This is a genomic window from Pseudomaricurvus sp. ABR4_320 (genome assembly GCF_056159445.1).
In genome coordinates, this window is record NZ_JBSWVF010000014.1 from 88,545 (window position 1) to 110,187 (window position 21,643).

Here is a 21,643-nt window from a genome sequence, read left to right on the forward strand (position 1 = left end):
TGCAGGTTGTTATTGTTTTGGAGACTCATCTTCCAAATTGTGCCGAATGCGATCTCTCAGTTGCTGGTAGTCGACGTCGCGCACATTGCCGCCGTTGGCGAGGTCAAGGGTATGGGCCGCAGCGGCGCCCATGGCAATACAGGTTCCCATTACTCGCACACTCGACAAGGCGGTAGAATCCGCGTCGATGCAACGTCCGATTGCCAGCAGATTGTCGGCACCGGCGACGATCAGCGACCGTAAAGGGACGGTATGGATATGATCTGGACCAAATACTTCCCACACATAACCCTCGCGGTTGTGATGTTGCTCGAGAGGCCAGGCGCAGCGAGCGATGGCATCGTCAAACCAGCGAGCTGAACGCACATCTTCGGTAGTGAGGTGATAGTCGCCAACGATCCAGCGGGTTTGTCGTATACCCGGCAGTCCGTAGGCGCGAATGCGCGCCTTGCCGAAGGCGTCGGGAAATTCATTGCGCAAAAAGTGCAAGGTGCGGTCTGCCTGCTCTTTGCCATCGATTTGCTTGGCGGCGGCGTCGAACGGATCCAGCGGTGTTTCGATGTGGGTCATATTGACCATGGCGACGTTACGCCCGGGAAAGCTGGCGGTAAAACCATCCCGTCGCATCATGCCGTAGTGTTGACCGCGATCATAAATTCGTTTGGCCATGGCATCCCAATCGGGCATGGCGTCCCCATTGAAATCTTCAATAATCAACATCTGCGATCCGTAGATCTGTCCATTGCCATGAACTCTGCAATCGCAGCCAGCCTGCCAGGTGAGGGCTGCATCTCCTGTTGCGTCGATAAACCCATCTGCTGAAATCCGTAAATCGCCATAGCGAGTTGCGATTTCCAGTGATGATATTCGCCGACCGTCGCGATTGACCTGGCGAATGATGGCGCCGGACAGGGGTGTGACACCGCTTTTAATAAGGGTTTTTTCCATCCAGCGACCCAGGGCAACTTCGTTGTACATCACGACGTTCATAACTCCGCCGGGTTTGATGTGGGCATCGCCCGCGGCGCTGAGTTCGGAGATCAGCTCATCGGCGATACCGTGCACCAGTTGGCGGCCGTTAGGGTTGGCAGAATACAGCCCGCAAAACATGCCGATGATCGAGTTGACAGCCTGTCCGCCTAAGCTCGGCAGTCCATCGACAAGGACGACGCGGCGGCCGGCGCGAGCGGCTTCTATAGCTGCACTCATTCCGGAAGCGCCAGAACCAACGATGCAAATATCAAAGTGTTGGTGCGTTATCGTGCTGGCGTGACGTCGGGATACTACGCGTGTTTCTGGATCGAACGGGCGGTCGAGTGCCATAGATGCGTCCTGTGCAGTGGCCCGTACTACACAAGAGAGGAGCCGGGCTTTCGTTATTGGTTTTTGTGCTGCCAGGAAATACTAACGCCGAAAAACGTTAGAATGCTATCGTTATTTTGTGTTTTTAGCGACGTTTTTGGAACCCTGTGTTTCAAAATTATCGAGTCGCTCAATCATCTGGCTCATCACTCGTTGGGTGATTTCGATGTCCTGCAGGGAAATGTCCCGAAAGAGCGTCAGGCGGAGCCCATCGGTTAATTGCTTTATTTCATCCACCACCGCGTGGCCTGCAACGGTTAAATGATTGTTGATTTGGCGTTTGTCATTCGCATCGGGAACGCGTTCAATCAAGCCTTCTGTTTCCAATGTGTCGATCATTCTCACCAGGGTCGGCGCTTCAATGGACAGAAGCTTTGCCAGCTGACGCTGACTGATTTCACCTCCGGCAAATGCAATGACAAATAATGCCTCCCAGCGGGCCTGACTTTGGCCGATGGTGCGCAATTCCCCATTGGCCACTTTTCGCCACTTGCGACCCGCCAGAACCACGGCGCGGGTGAGCTGAAAGTAAATTTCATCGATCGAGCCGGGGGCATAATACTGTTGCTGATAGGGTAGGGCGTAGGCGGAGTCAAAACGGCCATCTTTCTCCGCGTGTGGCGATTCGGGTGCAGAGCCTGGGGCATTTTTCTCGAAATTCGGCATGGGGGCGTTTCTCTTCAACACTCATAATAGGTGTCGGATGGGCGGGATAGTGTTAGCATCCTATCATTTTCCGCAATGACCCGCTGCGTCTGGTAACCTTTTTTAACCCGATTCATTGAGCCATGAGGTTATTTGCTCTCTTATCATGGCGATGCGTTTCGGTCTGGGCCTGATTCGGTATTCGACAAGGTATATGGATTCTGCGACCGGTGTCGTGAGCGAGTGCTTTATTCAGTGTTGATCGGAAAGTGCATTGACGGCGTGTTGAGGGAGGACAGTAAACACCAAGCCGAAACTTACCGGCTCCAGTATCAGGTTAAATTATCCGGGACAAAGGCGAATCGTCTGTTTATTGCTCATCCAATTCCAGCACGGAAATATCCTGCTCGATGGCATTGGAAATGTGCGCGTGCATGGCGGCTTTAGCTCTCATCGGGTCGCGCAGGCGCAGTGCATTGAGAATCTTGCGGTGTTCCTCAACGTAAGGGTGCACGCCCAGGTCGCGAACGCGTTGATGGAAGGTGGAGCTGAGCACCGAATCGTTACGCAGTTGCCACAGCCATTTTACGTAGGCGCCAATGGCGCTGTTATCGGTAGCGGCGGCGATCGTGCAGTGGAACCGTTGATCGGCGTCTTCCTGCTCTTTTTCGGAGGCTGAAGAATCTTCCATAACGCGCACGGCGCCATCGAGTATACGCAATTGTTCTTTGGTGATCCTCGCGGCGGCGAGGCAGACAGCTTCCGATTCGATCAGGAGGCGCGCTTCAAGAACTTCGAAGGGGCCAGGTACGTCGTCCAAAGTGGTATGACCAATATCGCCACCGATGGGTAATGCGTAGATGCCGGACCCCGTTCTAATTTCAACCAGACCTGCAATCTCCAGCGCGATCATGGCTTCTCGAATGGTGGGGCGGCTGACTTCAAAGCGTGTTGCAAGATCCCGTTCAGACGGCAGGCGTTCGCCGGCGCGAATATTTCCAGCTCGAATTTGATGTTCCAATTGGGTGGCGACTTCAATGTAGAGTCTGCGAACTTTGACGGCTTCAACTTTCATGGGGGCCTGGGGACATGTCGTGTTTGTTAGGCGTTCAGAATACAATTGGTGGTAAATTAGTCAAGCCAATTGCCCGTGAGCCGGGGGCTTCTAACTGTCCCGAGATTGACTTCCTCGATGCTCCAAATATACTGACCCCCAGTATACTTCTCGAGTTGTTCTCTATGCCCCATACCATTAAAGATCGTGACAAGCTGCTTGCCCGGGTTAGACGCATTCGCGGTCAGGCCGACGGTTTGGAAAAGCTGCTGCTGCAAGAGGGCGAGTGCATCAAAGTGTTGCAGCAGATTGCGGCGGTGCGAGGGGCTGTCAATGGACTCATGGGGGTTGTATTGGAAGGGCATATAAGAGAACATCTTGGCGCACACGATGTCTCACCAGAGGAGCGCGAAGCCGACCTCGATGAGGTGATTAACGTATTGCGCTCCTATCTTAAATAACTGATGTTTCCCACAACCGGCCAATGATGTATTTCTCACTGCAATTCACCGCCTTAAAACGGACTGCGTGTCTGTTGGTACTGGTGTCGTTGGTGCAGTTCTTCTTTGCCGCGTTTGAGTCTGCCGCTGGTGCAGATGTCATCGATCAAGATTCCCACCACACATCCCCCCATGTCGAGAGTGTCGATTTTCCACTGGCATCAATCACCGGGGACTCTGAAGACCATTCAGATGATGCCTGCGATCACTGTTGTCTCTGTCATGGGCACTGTCATCATTCGGCCATAACCGAAGATTTTTCTCTGACACTGGCGCGACCCAGTATCCCTGGGACACCGTCCGCTGTTAACCAACCTTCCTACCGATCCTATCGTATCGACCGTCCACCCATCGCCTGATCCGCCGTCAAATCGCTTGGGAGGTGTTTTATTCTCCAGGGGCATTATGAAACGGTCGGGCTGACGTTCTAAGACGCAGTGCCTCCGTGATGTCTTTGACGCTTTTGCGCCTCCTGATTCTCATTGTTTGATTCAGGATTCATATCATGTTCATGGTTTTTCGAAGGCAGGCGGTCCGCTGGGGTATCGCCAAAGTGTCTTCTGTCGTGTTGGTGGCCTTGCTGTGCAGTTCGCCCACCAAGGCTCAAAACAGTTTAACGCTGCAACAGGCTACCCAACGGGTGCTGGAGCAGAATCCCGACCTGCAGGTTTTTCAGTGGCGTTTACAGGCGCTCTCCGCGCAAAAGCGTTCTGCAGATCTGCGCCCCGCCTATCAGCTTGGCATGGAGGTGGAGAACCTCGCAGGAGGAGGGGATTATCAGGATTTCGACAGTGCTGAAGTCACCTTATCTTTGTCTTCCCTTGTCGAGCTGGGGGGTAAACGCAATGCCCGCGTCAGCGTTGCTGAATCTCGCTATGGGCGCGCTCAAATTCAGCGGCAGGCTCAGGCACTGGATCTGTTAGCTGGGGTGACCCAGCGATTTATTGCCGTTCTCTCGCTGCAGGAAAAGCTCAGGGTTGCTAAAGATGCGACCACGCTTGCCGCCGACACCTTGACATTAATCCAAGCCCGCGTGGATCGGGGCGCGTCGCCAAGGGCGGAAGCGCTCAGGGCGAATGTGGCGTTAATGACCGCCCAGCAACGACAGGCACAGCTGCAAAGTCGTCTGCGAGTCGGTTATGTGCAGTTGGCCAGCTTATGGATGGACACAGCGCCAGATTTTGATGTTTTGAATGGGGATCTGTTCGCTCTGCCACCGACTGACCCATTCGATGCGCTTCTTGCGCGGGTTGACGCCTCGCCCGCCATGGGTCTGCTGACCAGCGAAGCGCGTGTGCGCGATGCTGAGGTGGCGCTGGCTCGCAGCCAGGCCTACAGCGATATTCAGTGGAGCCTTGGTGTGCGTTACTTTGAAGACTCTGGCGACGGAGCTTTCACCGTGGGATTGTCTGCACCACTGGCATCGGCCCGGCGCAATCGCGGCAATCTGGATGCGGCCCTGGCAGAGCGGAATGCCGTTGACGTCGAACGCCAAGCAAAGACGGCTAACATCAGAGCTCGCCTCTTTGAGGCTTGGGAACTGCGTCAACAACAATCGGCTGCTGCCGAGGAGACTCAGACACGCATTTTGCCGATGTTGCGGGATGCACTTAGGGAAACGCAAAAAGCGTACGAACGGGGCAGCTACGGTTACCTGGAATGGGTGGCCGCTCAAGAAGCCTTACTCAACGCCCGTTTGGCGGGGATCGATCAAGCCGCATCGGCATTGCTGAACCAGGCATTGATTGAGCAGCTCACGGCTGAACCTCTCACTGCCGAATCTCATAGATCAAACCCGCACACCCAAGACGCCGAGCTGACTCGTTAGTCTGCTGTCGCATCGATTTTTTAGGAATACGAATTATGAGTACTGTTTACCCAAGACTTTTTTCCCGGTTGCGATTGCCTCTGATGATCATGGCGCTGGGTGTCGGCGCTGCCGGTAATCTTTTCGCCGCTGTCGAGCATGATGAACACGAGGATCATGATCATCACGACGAACAAGAGGCGCATTCAAACCATCACGAACACGGCGATCATGATGACGAGGAAGGAACGCACGTCAGCATCAGCCCGGAGATGGCTGAACAATCCGGCATTACACTGTCGACCGTTGAGTCCGGTACGATTGAGAGGCACATCCGTGTGTTTGGTCGATTGGTGTCGCCGCCTTCTCAGCAGGCGGCTGTCGCGGCCAGATTCCCAGGGCTCATTAAAGAGGTGCGCCACCGAATCGGCGACCGGGTTGCGAAAGGTGACCGGTTAGCGACCATCGAATCCAACGAGAGCCTGCAAGATTACACGGTGCTTGCACCGATTTCCGGCGTTATTCAAGCTCAGTCCGGAAATGTGGGAGAGATGACCGGCCCGCAGCCGTTATTCCGCCTGGTGGATGATCGCAACTTTTGGGCTGAACTGAAAATATTTCCAAGCCAGCGTTTTGAAGTGGCGCCGGGTCAGTCGGTACACATTGTCCACAATCGTCATGAACATGACAGTCAACTGCAGACGGTCGCTCCCGCGGGAGAGGGGCAACCCTATGTGATCGCCCGTGTTGAGTTGGTCAACCGTGATGGCGACATGGCGCCAGGGGATTTGGTGAGCGCCGAAATCGACGCCGAAATTCTAGCGGTGAACCTTGTGGTCGACAATCGTGCCCTACAGGATCTGGACGGCACGACGGTGGTGTTCGTAAAGGAGGGCGATCAGTTTGAAGCTCGGCCTGTTGTGTTGGGGCGAACGGATGGGCGACATACGGAAATTACCGCGGGTGTTAACGCCGGTGAGCAATACGTTGTGTCTCAGAGTTACCTGATCAAAGCCGACATCGAAAAATCCGGCGCAGCCCACGAGCACTGAGGAGAGAAACGTGATTGATTCAATATTGCGCCTCTCTATCGAGCGGCGTTGGCTCATCCTGTGTCTGGTGTTTTTCATTGTGGCTCTCGGACTGTGGAGCTATCAGCGCCTGCCTATTGATGCCGTGCCAGACATTACCAACATTCAAGTTCAGATTAATACTGAGGCAGCGGGATATTCACCTCTGGAAGTGGAGCAGCGCATCACCTTTCCGGTAGAAACAGCGCTCTATGGCTTGCCGGAGTTGGATTACACGCGCTCGCTGTCGCGCTATGGGTTATCCCAGGTCACGGTGGTCTTTCAGGAAGGGACAGACATTTACCATGCCCGCAATCTGATCGACGAGCGACTCTCCGTTATTAAAAGTGCTTTACCTGCGGGGCTGGAGCCGCAAATGGGGCCAGTCGCAACCGGACTGGGTGAGATTTTTACCTACACCGTACAAGCCGAACCAGATGCCGTTCAGGATGATGGACAGCCGTACACAGCGACCGCACTGCGAGAAATTCAGGACTGGATCATCAAGCCTCAGTTGGCACAGGTCAAAGGTGTGGTGGAGATCAATACCATTGGCGGGTTTGATAAACAGTATCACGTATTACCGGATCCTCAGCGGTTGTTAGAGCTGCAGCTCACCATGGCCGATATCGTGAAGGCGCTGCAAACCAACAATAACAATCGGGGCGCTGGGTTTATCGAGCGAGAAGGGCAGCAATTGCTGGTGCGTTCTCCTGGGCAGCTTGAAACCATTGATGACATTGAAAACCTGGTGGTCGCTCGCCATGGCAGTGAGCCGGTATTGGTGAGAGATGTTGCCGAGGTCGCGATCGGCAAAGAATTGCGGACCGGCGCTGCCACCCGCGATGGGCGGGAAACCGTCATGGGCACGGCGATGATGTTGGTGGGCGAAAACTCTCGCACCGTCGCCCGACAAGTGGCCTCTAAACTTGAGCAGATTCAAAGCTCTCTACCGAAGGGCGTGGTTGTCGAGTCTGTGTATGATCGCACCAGCCTGGTCGATAAAACCATCCACACCGTGCAGAAAAATCTGTTAGAAGGGGCTCTGCTGGTCATTGTCGTGCTGTTTTTAATGTTGGGTAATTTACGTGCCGCATTGATCACCGCCGCTGTGATTCCTTTCGCCATGTTAATGACGATTACCGGTATGGTGAAAACCGGTGTATCTGCCAATCTGATGAGTCTCGGCGCGTTGGATTTTGGTTTGATCGTCGATGGAGCGGTCATTATTGTGGAAAACTGTATCCGTCGGCTTGCCGTCACCCAAAAAACGGAAGGCCGATTGCTGCCGCTTACAGAGCGTTTAACCTTGGTGTATCAAGCGACGGCTGAAGTCATTCGACCGAGTCTGTTTGGTGTGGCCATTATCACTTTTGTGTATCTCCCCATCTTTGCGCTGACGGGCGTGGAAGGCAAAATGTTTCACCCCATGGCGGCGACCGTGGTTATGGCCCTGCTCTCTGCCATGGTGCTGTCTTTGACGTTGGTGCCCGCTGCCGTGGCGATATTCCTATCGGGCGAAGTTCGGGAAGAGGAGGGTAAGATCGTTCACGTGGCTGGCTCGATGTTGCAGCCACTTTTGATCTTAGCGTTAAGATTCCGCCTTTGGGTTATCGGCTGCGCGACCTTATTGGTTGTGGCTTGCGCATGGCTGGCAACAAGCCTGGGCTCGGAATTCATCCCTCAATTGGATGAGAGGGATATTGCTCTCCATGCGCTACGCATTCCCGGTACCGGGCTGGAGCAATCGGTCAAAATGCAGGAACAGCTTGAGGCGCGACTTATGTCGTTTCCCGAAGTCGATAAAGTCTTTGCAAAAATCGGCACACCGGAAGTGGCAACGGATCCCATGCCGCCTAATGTTGCCGATAACTTTGTCATTCTAAAGCCTAAGTCTGAGTGGCCGGATCCCGAACGCAGTAAAGAAGATTTGGTGGCTGCCATAGAGGCATCGTTACAAGAATTGCCCGGGAACAATTACGAATTTACCCAGCCCATTCAAATGCGTTTCAATGAATTGATCTCTGGGGTTCGCGCCGATCTTGGTATCAAGGTATTTGGCGACGATCTCGACCAGTTGGTTAAAAGCGCCCAGGAGATACTGGCCGTCCTACAAGGGGTTCCTGGTGTTGCAGATGCGCGCATGGAGCAAGTGACAGGCTTACCCATGCTGTCGATTTTGCCAAAGCGATTGGCGTTGGCGCGCTATGGTTTAACCATCGATGACGTTCAGGATCTGTTAGCGACCGGTATTGGCGGCACAGAGGCTGGGTTAATTTACGATGGCGATAGGCGCTTTGATCTGGTGGTGCGCTTACCTGAGGAGATTCGCAAGGACGTCGACAGTTTGCGCTTTCTGCCGGTGTCTTTGCCGGATGGCGGTTATGTGCCCCTCAGCGAAATTGCCGATATCCAACTCAAACCAGAACCCGCTCAAATCAGCCGCGAAAACGGTAAACGTCGCATTGTGGTGACCGCTAACGTTCGCGATCGGGATCTCGGTAGTTTTGTGGCCGATGTACAGGCGCGTGTCGCCCGTGATGTGTCATTACCGGCTGGCTATTGGGTGACTTACAGTGGCACCTTTGAGCAATTGCAGGCGGCAAGCCAGCGCCTGGCGATTATTGTGCCCGCGACATTGCTGATCATCGTCGGTCTTTTGGTGTTGGCGTTCGGCTCGTTTAAAGATGCGCTGATCATCTTTACCGGGGTGCCCTTGGCGTTAACCGGCGGTGTGCTCGCACTCTGGTTGCGCGATCTGCCGCTTTCTATCTCGGCGGGGGTGGGGTTTATCGCCCTGTCGGGTGTCGCGGTACTCAATGGACTGGTTATGATCACCTTTATCAAAGATCTCTGGCGTGATACCGCGGATCTAAATCAAGCGGTAATCCGTGGCGCCATGACACGTCTGAGACCGGTGCTGATGACGGCTCTGGTGGCGAGTCTGGGTTTCGTGCCAATGGCGTTGAATACCGGTACTGGTGCCGAGGTACAGCGACCTTTAGCGACCGTAGTGATCGGCGGTATCCTATCGTCAACTCTGCTTACCTTGGTGGTTTTGCCGGCGCTTTATCACTGGGTGCATGGGCGCAAAACCCGCCCGATATTAGAATAACAATTCGTGTTGTTAGATTAACAATGCATCGTAATTCGTGATACTTGGTATCACGAATTACGGCTTTTTCTATCTGGGTTTACCTGCTTATTATGTCTCAACGACGGGGGATTACCTCTGGAGTGATCGCACTCAATAAAAATAATGATAAGGAGATTCGGGTGAAAAAATCGCCGTTCATGGCACTCAGTGCAACGCTTACTTCGCTTCTGGCACAGCCATCTATCGCTGCTGATTCGTCTACGACCTTGAGTTTGGAGGAGGTCGCTGTAACGGCTCAGCGCAGAGAACAAAGCCTTCAAGATGTGGGTTTGGCCGTTACCGCATTAACCGGAGACAATCTATTCGAAGCCGGTGTTACCAATCCTCAGGATATGAGCCTTTTGATTCCGGCACTGGAAGTTGGTGGCGGCGGTGGCGCCAATACCACGTTTTTTGTTCGTGGGGTTGGTAATTTTACCGTCAATGGTTACAGCGATCCGGCGACGGCGTTTAACTATGACGATGTCTATATCGCTCGGCCAACGTCAGCACAGAATATGTTTTTTGATGTTGAACGTATTGAGCTGTTAAAAGGTCCTCAGGGGACGCTTTATGGTCGTAATGCGACGGCGGGTGCTGTGAACTTGCTCCCCGTTAAACCTCGCCTAGGGGAAACAGAGGTGGCCTTGTCTGCGAGCCTCGGAAACTATAAAAAGCGCAATCTTCAGGGAGCACTCAACCTTCCCATTGGTGATTCAACCGCTGTCCGCCTCTCTGGACAATCCGCCGAACATGACGCCTACTTAAGTGACGGCACATCCGATGAAGAGCTGCGCGCGCTACGAGTGCAATGGTTAACGGAAGTGAACGATCAGTTTCAGTTTAGAATCAGCGCAGACTACTCCGAAACACGAGGGCAGGGTATTGGCGCAAACTACGATGGACGATTCATCCTTAACACTCAAACGGGAGATTACGATTACCAGAGTGCTGATCTTGGACAGGATGTTGGTATGTTTGATGAATCGTCCCAATCCTATCGACAAGATCTTTTCTTCGGTCTGTCGGGTCGAACAGCTGACCCGTTAGAAAACGAAATCTATATGGATAATGACTATCAAGGTATTCAAGGTGAATTTACCTATACGAGCGATCTGGGAACCTGGACATTAATCCCCGCATATCGCAAATCGACACTGGATAACCTCTTTGCATCGCCGGCATTCTACGGATTTATTCAAGAGCAGGATGAACAAACGAGCCTTGAAGTGCGGCTCGCAACAGAGCGTTTGGCTAACGTTGATGTGATCGTTGGTGGGCATTATTTTGATGAGACTGTTGACGGGAATTATACGTTCAGTCAGCAGGCATTGGCGTCCTATCAGGATTTTGAAACCCAGACCGAATCCTATGCGTTGTTCGTGGATTCAACGGCGCATCTTTCAGAAGGTTTCCGTGTGATCGGCGGATTGCGGTATACCGTTGACGACAAGTCAATGGCTGGCCAGGCAGATGTGTATTTCGTTCAGTGCGGAAATTTTACGCAATATTGTCCCAGCTGTCCTAATGCCAGTTTACTGCCATTGACGGATTCGCCCAATGAGCTGGTATCGCCAGCTTTTTCGTTACCAACAGTACCTGGCTCGACGGGCGCGACGCAGGTCGGTGATTCTGCTGCGCTGCTTGTTTGGGCGCCCACCCCAAATAACGCTTCGACAAACAGCGAGGAGGTGACCTGGCGAGTCGGAATTGAATATGACCTGAGTGCTGACGCCTTGTTCTATGGAAGTTATGCCACGGGTTATCGATCGGGTGGCTTTTCTCTCGCCTATGGTTACGAGACGTTTGAACCTGAATATCTGAACGCCTACACGTTGGGTATAAAAAGCGCACTGTTTGATCGTCGCTGGCAATTAAATGTCGAGGCGTTTTATTGGGACTACAAGGATCAACAAATTTCCCACAATGGCGTTGACGGCAGGGGTAACCAGGGCTTATTCGTTGAAAACACTGGTGAGTCAGTCAATCAAGGGGTAGAGATAGAAACCGCATTTGTGTTGACAGAAACATTAAAAGTTCATGGCACGGTTCAGTATCTTGATGCAGAGTACACCTCTTTTTCCTACACAGAACCCGCCGGGGCGACGCCGCCTCTCACCGGTTGTGCGTCTGTTCTGAGTGGCGCCGTCTATCAAATCGACTGTTCTGGAATGGACGCTTATCAGGCACCAGAATGGGTGTTTAACCTGGGGGTGGAAAAAGTAATTCCAGTTGGAAATCTAGAATTGGTTGCCCGCGTGGATACCCAGTACAAAGATGAGCGCATCATCGGCTTTGAATACCTCGACTATCAAACGGCGCCATCCTTCTGGCGCACCAATGCAAGCATCGCGATGGCTGATACCCAGGGCAATTGGACGCTAACGGCTTGGGTTAACAATCTTGAAGACGATTTGCAGCCGAACACTGCACCGGTGAATACGGGATTGGCTATTGGCGATTTAGTGTATGAAGCGCCCAGAACCTATGGTATGCGATTGGATATGGCGTTTTAAACGGCTTGAGTATCCTGCATCGCCAATAGGGCGTCAATGTTCAAACGACGTTGGGCAGAGTATCATTGGATCTCATTTTGGAAACCGTACTAGACGATGACATTTCATTTTCGGTGCGATTGTCCAATAGAAATTTGGTCAAATCAGTCGTAGATTTAGTGAATGAAAAACGTAGAAAAAGTATCGTTAAATGGCTCAGAGCTTAGATTATCGCAACTCGTTCAGGGCTATTGGCGCTTAATGGATTGGGGGATCAATGAGCAAGAATGTCTGCGTTATGTAAAACAACATTTAGAGTTGGGAATATCAACGGTAGATCACGCAAATATCTATGGCGCCTTTGAATGTGAAGCAATGTTTGGTCGTGCCCTAAAACTCGACCCGTCCCTGAGGGAACAGCTTCAGATCATCTCTAAGTGTGGCATTGTGTTGCCTGAGGCTGGGCGGGTCGGGTATTACGACCTGAGCAAAGCAAAAATAATCCGTTCCGTAGAGGCGTCTCTGCAGCGATTACAGATTGAGCAATTAGACCTGCTGTTGTTGCATCGCCCTGATTATCTCCTGCAGGCAAACGAGGTGGCAGCAGCCTTCGATCAATTGCACGCCGATGGCAAGGTTGCGAACTTCGGGGTATCAAATTTTGAAGCTTATCAGCTCGATTTACTCCATTCATCGGTCAATGTGCCATTGGTGACGAATCAGATCGAACTGAATCCCGTGAATCTGGAGAACATAAAAAGCGGTTTATTGGAAAGGATGCAGCAACTCGGAATCAAGCCAATGGCATGGTCCTGTCTGGCTGGAGGCCAGCTATTCAGTGGCGTCAGTGAGCAGCACCAGAGACTTCGTCAGTGCCTGGAAGAGGTTGCCGGTGAAATTGGAGCCGGTACCATCGATCAAGTCATCTATGCGTGGATTCTTAAACTGCCATCAAATCCAATCCTTATACTGGGTACCAAAGCCATCGAGCGCGTAATAACGGCAATCTCTGCGTTGGAATTTGATCTGACCCATGAGCAGTGGTATCGCATATTTGTTGCGTCACAAGGGTATCGAGTTCCCTAAATGGCGTTAAGGTGAATCTTGTCGGGCCTCTTTATTGAGGCCTGTTTTCTCTTTAAATGCAAAATGCAATCTTCTAAAGCGTTCTGTTCGGCCTCTTCATCAAACCCAGAAATTTAAACCAGCACTGAACGGCGATGCGGTGAACAATCGTGTTGTTTCGTTGGTAGGTTTCGTAAAATAATATTCACGTTTTTAAGGATTGGCGATTTGGTTCTACCAAATTTGCCGGTTGCCCAATGTACAGTAAGTTCTTCATTGTCAAAACTGGTCTAATCATCTCGTCGTAAGAAATTCCCGCGAAATTTCTGTGGGGCAGTCATTTTTTAGCCACCGTAAACCTACGCGTAGACGGTAGGTTCTCTTTGACCTCCTGCTTCAGCCTGAACTGCTCCAACCGATGTTGATCTTGCTTAGCGAGGTCCACGATAAACAGTGGCCTTACCAAAATGCTGGGTGTTCGACATTTCCCTCGTGTGAGGGACTCAATCAGTGGGGCTGCTATTGACAATGGAGGCCGAATTCCCGATTATTGGTCAGGCCAATTTAGAGGCTTGCTTACAAGTACCATGCTTGACGTCTACAGGCAGGGTCAAACACCAAGAAGAGGAAATTACCCTTGCGGCGACTGTGTGATTCCATCCTGGATCAAATCAATCCGGAATTTATTCAGCCCTCGTACGACCGGAGCGCCTTGGCGACCGGTATGGTTCATCTCGGCGTGGGCGCTTTTCATCGAGCCCACCAAGCACTGTACCAGCATCGCTTGATGAATTTGGGGGGCGGGTATGAGTGGGCGATTACTGGCGTTAGTCTTCGCTCTGCGACAGCCAGTCGGCAGCTGAATCCTCAAGACGGGCTCTATTGTGTGACGGAAAGGAGCAGTGGCCGTGTCTCACGCCGCGATCTGGTCGGATCCATACGGCAGGTTTTGAATGCTATCGAACATCAGGAGCAGATCTTTGAGGTGTTGGTGGCGGAAACGACGCGGGTCATCAGCCTGACGGTCACCGAGAAGGGCTATTACTACGCGTTCAGTTCCAGAAGTCTGGATCTGCATCATCCGGATGTTCAAGACGATCTCTCTGGTTTCCCCGCACAGCAAAAGACCCTGCCAGGAATACTGGTGGCGATGCTAGCGGCTCGTCGTAAGAGCCATGGGCACGGGGTCAGCTTGTTGAGTTGTGACAACCTGCCGGCAAATGGCGAAATATTGCGACAGGTGGTTTTGGAATATGCGCAACACGTTGACGGAGATCTCGCTGAGTGGATCGAAAAATCAACCAGTTTTCCCTGCAGTATGGTGGATCGTATCGTGCCCGCAACGGCCACCGAGGACCTGCACCAGCTCGCAGAGGCGTTGCAGGCTGAGGATCAGGCGGGAATATTTACAGAGACTTTCAGCCAATGGGTAGTTGAAGATGACTTCGTAAGAGGCCGTCCCGCCTGGGAAACCGTCGGTGTTCTCATGGTGCCGGATGTGCACCCCTATGAGCAGGCCAAGCTTCGTTTGCTGAATGGCAGCCATTCTCTGATGGCTTACATTGGGCAGTTGTGCGGCTATACCTATGTTCATGAAGCGATTAACGATTCCGTTATCGCCGCTCTAGTGACGCGCTTTATGAAGGAGGTCGAGCCGGGATTGTCCGTTCCCGATGATTTCGATCTCGACGGTTATGAGGCCGAGCTGCGTGAGCGGTTTTCAAATTCATCTCTCTGTCATGAGTTGGCGCAAATTGCTCAGGACGGCTCGTTAAAAATTCCTCAGCGCTGGTTGGCGAGTGTATCGCTCAGCGATTGTAAAAAGGTTCAATGCCATGCTCTGGCGCTGGCGGGGTGGATTCGTTACCTGAAGCCCGACGCCAACAATGGCCGAGAATTTGATCTTAAAGACCCGAATGGGGAGGCATTTCGCCAATCGATTATCGATAACGCTTCGCCTGTTTTTGCCGTACTGGATCAACTGGGTTTTGGCGAGCTGGCCGAAAAGCGACCCGATTTTATTGAGCAGACAACGCAGTTTCTCGAGCAATTTCAACACGAGAAAATCACAGAGATACTTGCCAGGGAACTGTCACTCGCTTGATGGAGAAACGCGCATGTCAAATACGGTAGATGTGCTGAGTGCTGGGGAGGTGATGGTTGAGTTTCATCGTCACAAACAGTCCTGGCAGCAGTCTTTTGGTGGAGATACCTATAACACCGCTGTCTATCTGTCGCGTGCTGGGTTGCGCAGCGGGTATATGACGTGTATCGGTGACGACCGCTTCTCTGTTGAAATGGTGTCGATTTGCGAGCGTGAAAATATCGTCACTGATTGGATTTTCTTCAGACCTCGTTCTGCCATTGGCTTTTATTACATTTATACCGACGTGCACGGTAGGTCTTCTTTCAAATATTGGCGCAGTAAAAGTCCCGCACGCCAGCTATTTGTGCAGCCATCAGCGCTGCCGCCATGCCGATGTTTTTATTTCTCGGGCATTACGCTGGCGGTTATCTATGCCAACGGCTTCGATAATTTTTTGACGTTTTTGGCGAACATGAAGCGTCAGTGTATTACTGTGTTTTTTGACCCCAATCTTCGCGCAAAACTTTGGCAATCACTGGCCGATGCCCGCCACAGTATTTTAAGAGTATTGCCCTACTGTGATGTTATTTTCACCAATGCCGAAGACGACCTATGTCTATGGGGGTTATCAAAACCGACAGAGAGCTGGCAATTCTATACGCGCTTTTCGACGATGTCAGAATTGGTCATACGTGACCGGAATTTTAGCAGCCATGGCTTTCGGCAGTCTTCAAGGAGCGGCGTCGATGATCACTATCGTCCACTTAATGCCCAAGGTATCACAGACTCAACCGGAAGCACCGATGCCTTTAATGCCGCGGACATCTCGGCAAAATTGAAAGGGCGTGCTTTGGATGTCTGCGTCGCTGAGGCGCAGGCATTGGCAAGCCAAGTCGCACAGACGCCTGGTGCCATTGTTCCGCCATCGAAACACTAAGAGGATTATCTCAATGCAGGAAACTTGGCGCTGGTTCGGACCAGACGATGTGATTTCTTTGAAAAAAATTCGCCAGACCGGCGCTTCCGGTATTGTGACGGCGCTGCACGATATTCCCACAGGGGAAGTGTGGCCACTGGCGCGTATACAAGCCTGTAAGGCCGATATCGAAGGTCACGGTATGTCCTGGTCTGTGGTCGAAAGTGTGCCGCTGCACAACGACATTAAAACCCGAACCGGGGATTACAAGCGGTATATTCGCAACTACCAGGATACCTTGCGGCATCTCGGTGAGGCGGGCGTCAACGTGGTTTGCTACAACTTCATGCCCGTGGTTGACTGGACGCGGACTTCATTGACCTACACCTTGCCGGATGCTTCTGAAGCTCTGCGCTTTGAAATGGCAGAATTTGTCGCTTATGACCTGTTTGTTCTGCAGCGGCGGGGTGCCGAAGACAGTTATACTAAGGAACAACAGCAAACGGCTCAAAAGATGTTTGATGCTATGTCGTCAGAAGACATTGAGCGTCTTGAGCACAATATTATTGCCGGGTTACCTGGCGGCGAGGGGTCTTATTCCCGCGATGCGATTCGCGAAACCATCGAAGACTTCAACCAAATTGGCACCGAAGCCTATCGGGAAAATCTCTTTGCGTTTTTGAGGGATATCGTACCCATTGCCGAAGCGGCGGGTATCCGTCTGTGCATACACCCGGATGATCCTCCGTTTTCGCTGTTTGGGTTGCCTCGGGTCGTTTCCACCGCCGATGATGCCCGCGCTATTTTGGCGGCAGTTCCAAGCCCTGCAAACGGATTGACTCTGTGTGCCGGATCCTACGGCGCGAGGGGGGATAATGATTTGGTCGCGATGGTAAAAGCGTTTGGGCCTGCGATCTTTTTTGTTCATCTGCGCAATGTTAAACGTGAAGACGATGGCTCATTTTATGAGTCGGGTCACCTGGATGGCGATAACGATATGATCGGTTTGATCTCTGTTCTGTTGGATGAAGAGCAGCGTCGTGGCGGTGCAGATGCGATTCCCATGCGCCCGGACCATGGTCACACCCTTGAAGATGAAATCGGCCAGCCGGGACTAAAACCCGGATACTCCTACGGGGGCCGTATGAAGTCTCTGGCTGAATTGCGAGGAGCGATTCATGTGCTGGAGCGTTTGCGGCATTAATCCGTCATGTCATTGATATAGCCTGCTGAAATTTTGGAGTCCATTTCTCTGAAAAGTACGCCTACGTTTTGCTCGAATTGCCTTCTGGCATCCCATTCGACTATGTTTATAGCGTTGTTCGCTGTCGGATGGGACCATGCTGGAGAGAAACAAAACACCGTACCTGTTGGCACTGGTTTTCACGCTGTTGATGATGCCAGTTGTCGTTTGCGCAGAGATGATCAGTCCGTTTACCAGTGATGGCTGCAGTGCCTTTCCCGACGGGAATTTCGACGACAATACCAAGTGGGCCGAGTGCTGTATTCGCCATGACTTTGCCTACTGGCAAGGTGGGACACTAAAACAACGGCTGGCTGCAGATGAAGATCTTCGTGCTTGTGTTTCTGAGCTGGGGGAGGGGCCACTGTCGCAGTTAATGTTTCTGGGTGTTCGCGTTGGCGGTTCTCCGATCTTTCCGACCTTTTATCGCTGGGGCTATGGTTGGCCGTATTTGCGTGGCTATCAGCCGATTTCAGCGGCGGAGCGCGATAAGGTCCGCCAGCGGTTGTTGGAAATGCGAACAATCCTGGATGACTTTCTCGACGGCCTCGAACCTTCACCGTGATCTCTAGAAAGCCCTTGTTTGAGTGACGTTTACCGTGTTTATCTCATCCTAGAAATAACAGTAACTTTTCTCAGGAGTGCTGGGTTATAGTCAGTGCTCTTCGCTTTTCTTTGGCTGCCACAGTAAAGGTTTTTGGTTATGGATAAGGATTCGATTGACGCCTTTCATCAGTATCTCGAAGCCGCTGATGTTCCCGAAAACCTCTTTAGTCCCGAGTTGATCGAGTTTCTCGATATTCTCAAACCGCTTATTCGCGAGCCCTCGGTGGTCGGTAACGAAGAGTCCTTTTTTCGGGTGCTTAGGCGAGAGCTGGAAGAGCTGGACATCACAGTCGGCTATTTTGATGGTGTTTTGGTCGCTCAGGGGACTCGACCGGATGATCTGTACTTATCAGCCCACATCGATCGCCACGGCTTACTGTGTACAGGACCAAACGAGTTTCAGTATGCGGCTTTTATCGCTGCCAATCAGGGCGAAAACATGGTGGACTCCATGTCTGCCCACATGCTGGAGCAGATCGACGATCGATTTTCCGGACAGAGAGTGCAGGCGCACTTACCCTACACAGGAACCTATCTGGGGCAGGGGTGCATCACCCGCTCCTATGTCTGTCCGCGCCGCAAAAATTTGATTTTTGAAGTGGAAGGTTTGGATTATCTGCAACCGGGCACACCGGTTTCGTTTCTCGATCGACTCAAAGTGGAAGACGGGCTGGTGTCTTGTCAATTGGATAACGTTGTCAGCGCCGCGCTGATCATCTATCTGTTCCGTCGGGGCTTTCAGGGGACGGGTTTGTTCACCGCGCAAGAGGAGTCGGGACGCAGCTGGCGCTACGCACTGTCTTGGTTCCAGCGGGAGGAAATTACGACTCAGCGGTTAATCGTCTTGGATACCAGTCCTTATGCCACGCGCGAAGACGCGGATGCTCAGTTGATCACGCTACGGAAAAAAGACGCCAATGGTCAATTTTCCGAGGCCATGACACATGAATTAGCCGCACGTTGTGAAAAATTGGGATTATCTTACGGCTATAAAGATGCGTATATCGAAGAGCAGAACAAAACCCGTGAGCGACCTTTTCCGCTGGGGCGAACGGAATTAGGACGCATAGCGTCAGCGACAGAAGGTAGGATCAACGGCAGCACACTACAGATACCGACGACGGAATATCATACCGCGAGCGAAACGGCATCATTGGCGGCCATTGTGGCGATGCTGGAGTTACTATCAACCTATTTGTAGGCAAGTTAATTCCGCCTATTTATTGGATAGCTACTCGATAAACGGTAAACGAAGCTGGAAGTGCGCAGGAAGGCGAGGGCTGACTGGGAAAGTAGAAGAAAAAAATCGATAGAAACAAAGAGAAAAGTGGTAAGTACCGCCTCAAGTGATGGGGCTATGCCATCACTACTGCAGAGGCGGCCGCAGCAGGTTATTCCAAAATGGTGGCCCTTAAACCTGCCGCGCCACGGACATCAGGCGTTGCACTCTAACATCCGCTCGGAGTTGGCCGGGAAGAATCCCGACTCCAGGCGGGTGTGGGCCGAATCAGGACTCTTGAACTCTGCGATCACCCTGTAAGTTGGTGTCGGTTCCGAGTTCGTTAAATTCTTTGCGTTTCCGCAATTTTGACAGTTTACGTTTCAGTCTCGCCTTAGATGACGCTTCCGGCGCGTCGCTGGATTTGCTGTGATGTGTGTGATCGTTCATAGCTTCTCCTGCAAGTGAAAGCGTAATGGTAACAAAAAGATCCAAGCTGATCAAAATCTGTCCTTTCTGGTTATAAGTCTGTCTGGTTTGAGGCAATCGATCTATTCTGATTGTCACTGAGAGTGATTCCCAGGGGCTCGTAGCAAAGTACTGAAATGATTCTAACGTCGTCCAAGAGGCGTCAAATACGTGGCAACTCTGGTGTCGCGATTCATCATTCGCCTTTACTCTGACGTGAATCAGTGTCGAATCGCATCGAGCACTGACATTCTTATGTGTTGATCAATAGCTGGGAGGTTGTCATGCTGCCGATCAAGTTGGCGCGAATGCTGGGCATTGGCCTGCTGTTACAGGCGGGGCAGAGTTTCGCATTGAACTGTTATGAGACGTCTTCCTGGCGCGAGTCTATGGGCGATGCCTATTTTGAGCGCGGGCCAAGCGTGCAGCTCGATGAAAGTCAAAGCAACTGGGTCGCATCTCTGTTAGCGGCGACCGAAGGGGATTGGACCGGTCATTTGACGGAAAAAACCTGCGCTGGCTCGGATCGCGATCCAACGGTGAATACCCGAGCTTTTGAAACAGATGTGAACATTGAACGCAATGGGTTGGGGGAACTCAAACTCACGTTGCGTAAGCCGGAGTTAATGCGCGGTTTGATCACCGGAGACCATCTGTTTTTGTTCACCGATCAGGCGGTGTTTTTGTACCAACAGATCGACAACGGTTTTGAAGTTGGCGAGAAGTACCGCACCAACAATCGATTCTACGAAAAACGCATCCAATTGCTTCTCAAGGGCGATCACCTGTTCATCGACATCCATTACTACCTAAATGGCGTGTTTAACGGCACGGTCACTGTGTCACTACGAAAGGATTGATCACCCGGCTTTTACACAATTGCGACCAGCCTTTTTCGCGGCATACAGAGCCTTGTCGGCTCGCCCGATCAGGTGGGTTGCTGGATAAGAACCTCGGTATTCGGCAACCCCGAACGACATGGTCACCTTACCCAGGCTACTGCCACTTTTGGGATCTTTAATCGTGTGCGACGCCAGTTTTTCCTGAAGGTTGCCGGCGACGGTCATCCCGCCTGCGAGCGGTGTCTCCGGCAGCAGTATCGCGAACTCTTCGCCCCCGTACCGGGCAACAAAATCACCGCCTTTAACGGTTTTTCGTAGCTGGTTCGCCACATATTTAAGAACTTTGTCACCCAAGAGATGGCCGTGATTGTCGTTGAACTGTTTGAAATGGTCGATATCGGCCAAAATCAGGCAAAAAGGCTGGCGATTCGCTCTAGCCAGCTCTATCAGCGCATTTAACTCAATATCCAACGCATTGCGGTTAAAGATTCCTGTCAGATCGTCGGTTCTGGCTTCCCGACGAGCATTATCGATGTCTTTTTGTAACTGCTCCAGTTCGTTGCACATGGCTTCCATCGACGAACATGCTTGGGCCTGCTCCTGCTGCAGTTCGTCGTTCAAATGACGCATTTTGTCGACTTGTTCTTTCAGGTTAGCCGTGGGTTCGTTTTCCAGAAACAGCTCGAACTCATGCAGGGCTTCCCGGTGTTGTTGTGCCGCGGTTTGTACCAGCAGAGTCTGTTGCAGGTGGACAATTAATTCGGTGATGGAATCCCGCAGTGGGGAAAGTTGTTCGTCGTCCTGGTTATAGAGATCTTTGCAAATTTCCCACAGTTGTTCGATGGTGAGTTTGCCGTCTTCGCTGAGTAGAGGTGCGAGATTCGATTGCACCAACCTTTCTCGATTTTCGGCAAAGTCGTAAGCCAGTCGCAGGTGGAAGGGCGACGGTGGAATATAGTGCTTGGATAAAAAGCCTACAGCTTGTTTAAAAAGGTCAGTCGCCGCGGGAAACGACGCTGCTCGATATAAATCTTCCACCGTGGTGTACCTGTAACACAGAGCTTTTCATCGCGATGGTGAGACACTGCCGTCGCGTTCGGTGATGCCTGAGCATTGACGTTATGATTTC

General features: G+C 52.0%; 18 protein-coding genes. 13 read left to right on the plus strand and 5 right to left on the minus strand.

What is annotated here, in order from left to right; all coding sequences use genetic code 11:
• Window positions 1-9: 9 nt before the first annotated feature.
• The 3 genes from ACXAFR_RS21540 to ACXAFR_RS21550 form a co-directional block, all read right to left on the minus strand.
• On the minus strand, window positions 10-1,323 hold the full coding sequence (locus tag ACXAFR_RS21540; RefSeq protein WP_475180824.1) for an FAD-dependent oxidoreductase: 1,314 nt from the start codon (window positions 1,321-1,323) through the stop codon (window positions 10-12).
• A gap of 111 nt (window positions 1,324-1,434) precedes the next feature.
• Window positions 1,435-2,028 carry a MarR family winged helix-turn-helix transcriptional regulator gene (locus ACXAFR_RS21545; protein ID WP_475180825.1) on the minus strand — a complete coding sequence of 198 codons (594 nt, stop codon included), beginning with the start codon at window positions 2,026-2,028 and terminating at the stop codon, window positions 1,435-1,437.
• Window positions 2,029-2,377: 349 nt separating this feature from the next.
• Window positions 2,378-3,082: a FadR/GntR family transcriptional regulator gene (locus tag ACXAFR_RS21550; RefSeq protein ID WP_475180826.1), complete on the minus strand. Its 705-nt coding sequence runs from the start codon at window positions 3,080-3,082 to the stop codon at window positions 2,378-2,380.
• 14 nt (window positions 3,083-3,096) lie between these two features.
• Here ACXAFR_RS21550 and ACXAFR_RS21555 point away from each other — a divergent pair, with 14 nt between their 5' ends.
• The 12 genes from ACXAFR_RS21555 to ACXAFR_RS21610 all read left to right on the plus strand — a co-directional run bounded on the left by ACXAFR_RS21555 (window position 3,097) and on the right by ACXAFR_RS21610 (window position 19,186).
• Complete coding sequence (locus ACXAFR_RS21555; RefSeq protein ID WP_475180829.1) at window positions 3,097-3,522, plus strand: metal/formaldehyde-sensitive transcriptional repressor; 426 nt, start codon at window positions 3,097-3,099, stop codon at window positions 3,520-3,522.
• Window positions 3,523-3,545: 23 nt separating this feature from the next.
• Complete coding sequence (locus ACXAFR_RS21560; protein WP_475180830.1) at window positions 3,546-3,920, plus strand: hypothetical protein; 375 nt, start codon at window positions 3,546-3,548, stop codon at window positions 3,918-3,920.
• 146 nt (window positions 3,921-4,066) lie between these two features.
• Window positions 4,067-5,389 carry a TolC family protein gene (locus tag ACXAFR_RS21565; protein WP_475180833.1) on the plus strand — a complete coding sequence of 441 codons (1,323 nt, stop codon included), beginning with the start codon at window positions 4,067-4,069 and terminating at the stop codon, window positions 5,387-5,389.
• Window positions 5,390-5,424: 35 nt separating this feature from the next.
• The gene (locus ACXAFR_RS21570) at window positions 5,425-6,420 is read left to right on the plus strand and encodes an efflux RND transporter periplasmic adaptor subunit (protein ID WP_475180836.1); all 996 of its coding nucleotides are present in this window, start codon (window positions 5,425-5,427) and stop codon (window positions 6,418-6,420) included.
• 10 nt (window positions 6,421-6,430) lie between these two features.
• On the plus strand, window positions 6,431-9,553 hold the full coding sequence (locus ACXAFR_RS21575) for an efflux RND transporter permease subunit (protein WP_475180838.1): 3,123 nt from the start codon (window positions 6,431-6,433) through the stop codon (window positions 9,551-9,553).
• Window positions 9,554-9,714: 161 nt separating this feature from the next.
• A complete protein-coding gene (locus ACXAFR_RS21580; RefSeq protein WP_475180840.1) occupies window positions 9,715-12,090 on the plus strand; it encodes a TonB-dependent receptor in 2,376 nt (791 codons plus the stop codon).
• 162 nt (window positions 12,091-12,252) lie between these two features.
• A complete protein-coding gene (locus ACXAFR_RS21585) occupies window positions 12,253-13,155 on the plus strand; it encodes an aldo/keto reductase (RefSeq protein ID WP_475180842.1) in 903 nt (300 codons plus the stop codon).
• A 616-nt stretch (window positions 13,156-13,771) separates the two neighbouring features.
• Window positions 13,772-15,238 (plus strand): mannitol dehydrogenase family protein, encoded by a 1,467-nt coding sequence (locus ACXAFR_RS21590; protein WP_475180843.1) that lies wholly within the window; start codon window positions 13,772-13,774, stop codon window positions 15,236-15,238.
• Window positions 15,239-15,251: 13 nt separating this feature from the next.
• The gene (locus ACXAFR_RS21595) at window positions 15,252-16,157 is read left to right on the plus strand and encodes a sugar kinase (RefSeq protein WP_475180846.1); all 906 of its coding nucleotides are present in this window, start codon (window positions 15,252-15,254) and stop codon (window positions 16,155-16,157) included.
• A 13-nt stretch (window positions 16,158-16,170) separates the two neighbouring features.
• A complete protein-coding gene (uxuA, locus tag ACXAFR_RS21600; RefSeq protein ID WP_475180848.1) occupies window positions 16,171-17,340 on the plus strand; it encodes a mannonate dehydratase in 1,170 nt (389 codons plus the stop codon).
• 136 nt (window positions 17,341-17,476) lie between these two features.
• Window positions 17,477-17,944, plus strand: a complete 468-nt coding sequence (locus ACXAFR_RS21605; protein WP_475180851.1) for an FAD-binding oxidoreductase — start codon at window positions 17,477-17,479, stop codon at window positions 17,942-17,944.
• A 138-nt stretch (window positions 17,945-18,082) separates the two neighbouring features.
• A complete protein-coding gene (locus ACXAFR_RS21610; protein ID WP_475180853.1) occupies window positions 18,083-19,186 on the plus strand; it encodes a peptidase M42 in 1,104 nt (367 codons plus the stop codon).
• A gap of 306 nt (window positions 19,187-19,492) precedes the next feature.
• Here the strand turns inward: ACXAFR_RS21610 and ACXAFR_RS21615 are convergent, their stop codons facing one another.
• The gene (locus tag ACXAFR_RS21615; RefSeq protein ID WP_475180854.1) at window positions 19,493-19,654 is read right to left on the minus strand and encodes a hypothetical protein; all 162 of its coding nucleotides are present in this window, start codon (window positions 19,652-19,654) and stop codon (window positions 19,493-19,495) included.
• A gap of 302 nt (window positions 19,655-19,956) precedes the next feature.
• Here ACXAFR_RS21615 and ACXAFR_RS21620 point away from each other — a divergent pair, with 302 nt between their 5' ends.
• A complete protein-coding gene (locus ACXAFR_RS21620) occupies window positions 19,957-20,532 on the plus strand; it encodes a hypothetical protein (RefSeq protein WP_475180857.1) in 576 nt (191 codons plus the stop codon).
• Here the strand turns inward: ACXAFR_RS21620 and ACXAFR_RS21625 are convergent, their stop codons facing one another.
• Window positions 20,533-21,552, minus strand: a complete 1,020-nt coding sequence (locus tag ACXAFR_RS21625; RefSeq protein ID WP_475180859.1) for a GGDEF domain-containing protein — start codon at window positions 21,550-21,552, stop codon at window positions 20,533-20,535.
• Window positions 21,553-21,643 lie beyond the last annotated feature (91 nt).

Coding starts and splice junctions, on each gene's coding strand:
- ACXAFR_RS21540 (WP_475180824.1), bottom strand. CDS start 1,323: ATGGCACTCGACCGCCCGTTCGATCCAGAAACACGCGTAGTATCCCGA.
- ACXAFR_RS21545 (WP_475180825.1), bottom strand. CDS start 2,028: ATGCCGAATTTCGAGAAAAATGCCCCAGGCTCTGCACCCGAATCGCCA.
- ACXAFR_RS21550 (WP_475180826.1), bottom strand. CDS start 3,082: ATGAAAGTTGAAGCCGTCAAAGTTCGCAGACTCTACATTGAAGTCGCC.
- ACXAFR_RS21555 (WP_475180829.1), top strand. CDS start 3,097: ATGTCGTGTTTGTTAGGCGTTCAGAATACAATTGGTGGTAAATTAGTC.
- ACXAFR_RS21560 (WP_475180830.1), top strand. CDS start 3,546: ATGATGTATTTCTCACTGCAATTCACCGCCTTAAAACGGACTGCGTGT.
- ACXAFR_RS21565 (WP_475180833.1), top strand. CDS start 4,067: ATGTTCATGGTTTTTCGAAGGCAGGCGGTCCGCTGGGGTATCGCCAAA.
- ACXAFR_RS21570 (WP_475180836.1), top strand. CDS start 5,425: ATGAGTACTGTTTACCCAAGACTTTTTTCCCGGTTGCGATTGCCTCTG.
- ACXAFR_RS21585 (WP_475180842.1), top strand. CDS start 12,253: ATGAAAAACGTAGAAAAAGTATCGTTAAATGGCTCAGAGCTTAGATTA.
- ACXAFR_RS21595 (WP_475180846.1), top strand. CDS start 15,252: ATGTCAAATACGGTAGATGTGCTGAGTGCTGGGGAGGTGATGGTTGAG.
- uxuA (WP_475180848.1), top strand. CDS start 16,171: ATGCAGGAAACTTGGCGCTGGTTCGGACCAGACGATGTGATTTCTTTG.
- ACXAFR_RS21605 (WP_475180851.1), top strand. CDS start 17,477: ATGCTGGAGAGAAACAAAACACCGTACCTGTTGGCACTGGTTTTCACG.
- ACXAFR_RS21610 (WP_475180853.1), top strand. CDS start 18,083: ATGGATAAGGATTCGATTGACGCCTTTCATCAGTATCTCGAAGCCGCT.
- ACXAFR_RS21615 (WP_475180854.1), bottom strand. CDS start 19,654: ATGAACGATCACACACATCACAGCAAATCCAGCGACGCGCCGGAAGCG.
- ACXAFR_RS21620 (WP_475180857.1), top strand. CDS start 19,957: ATGCTGCCGATCAAGTTGGCGCGAATGCTGGGCATTGGCCTGCTGTTA.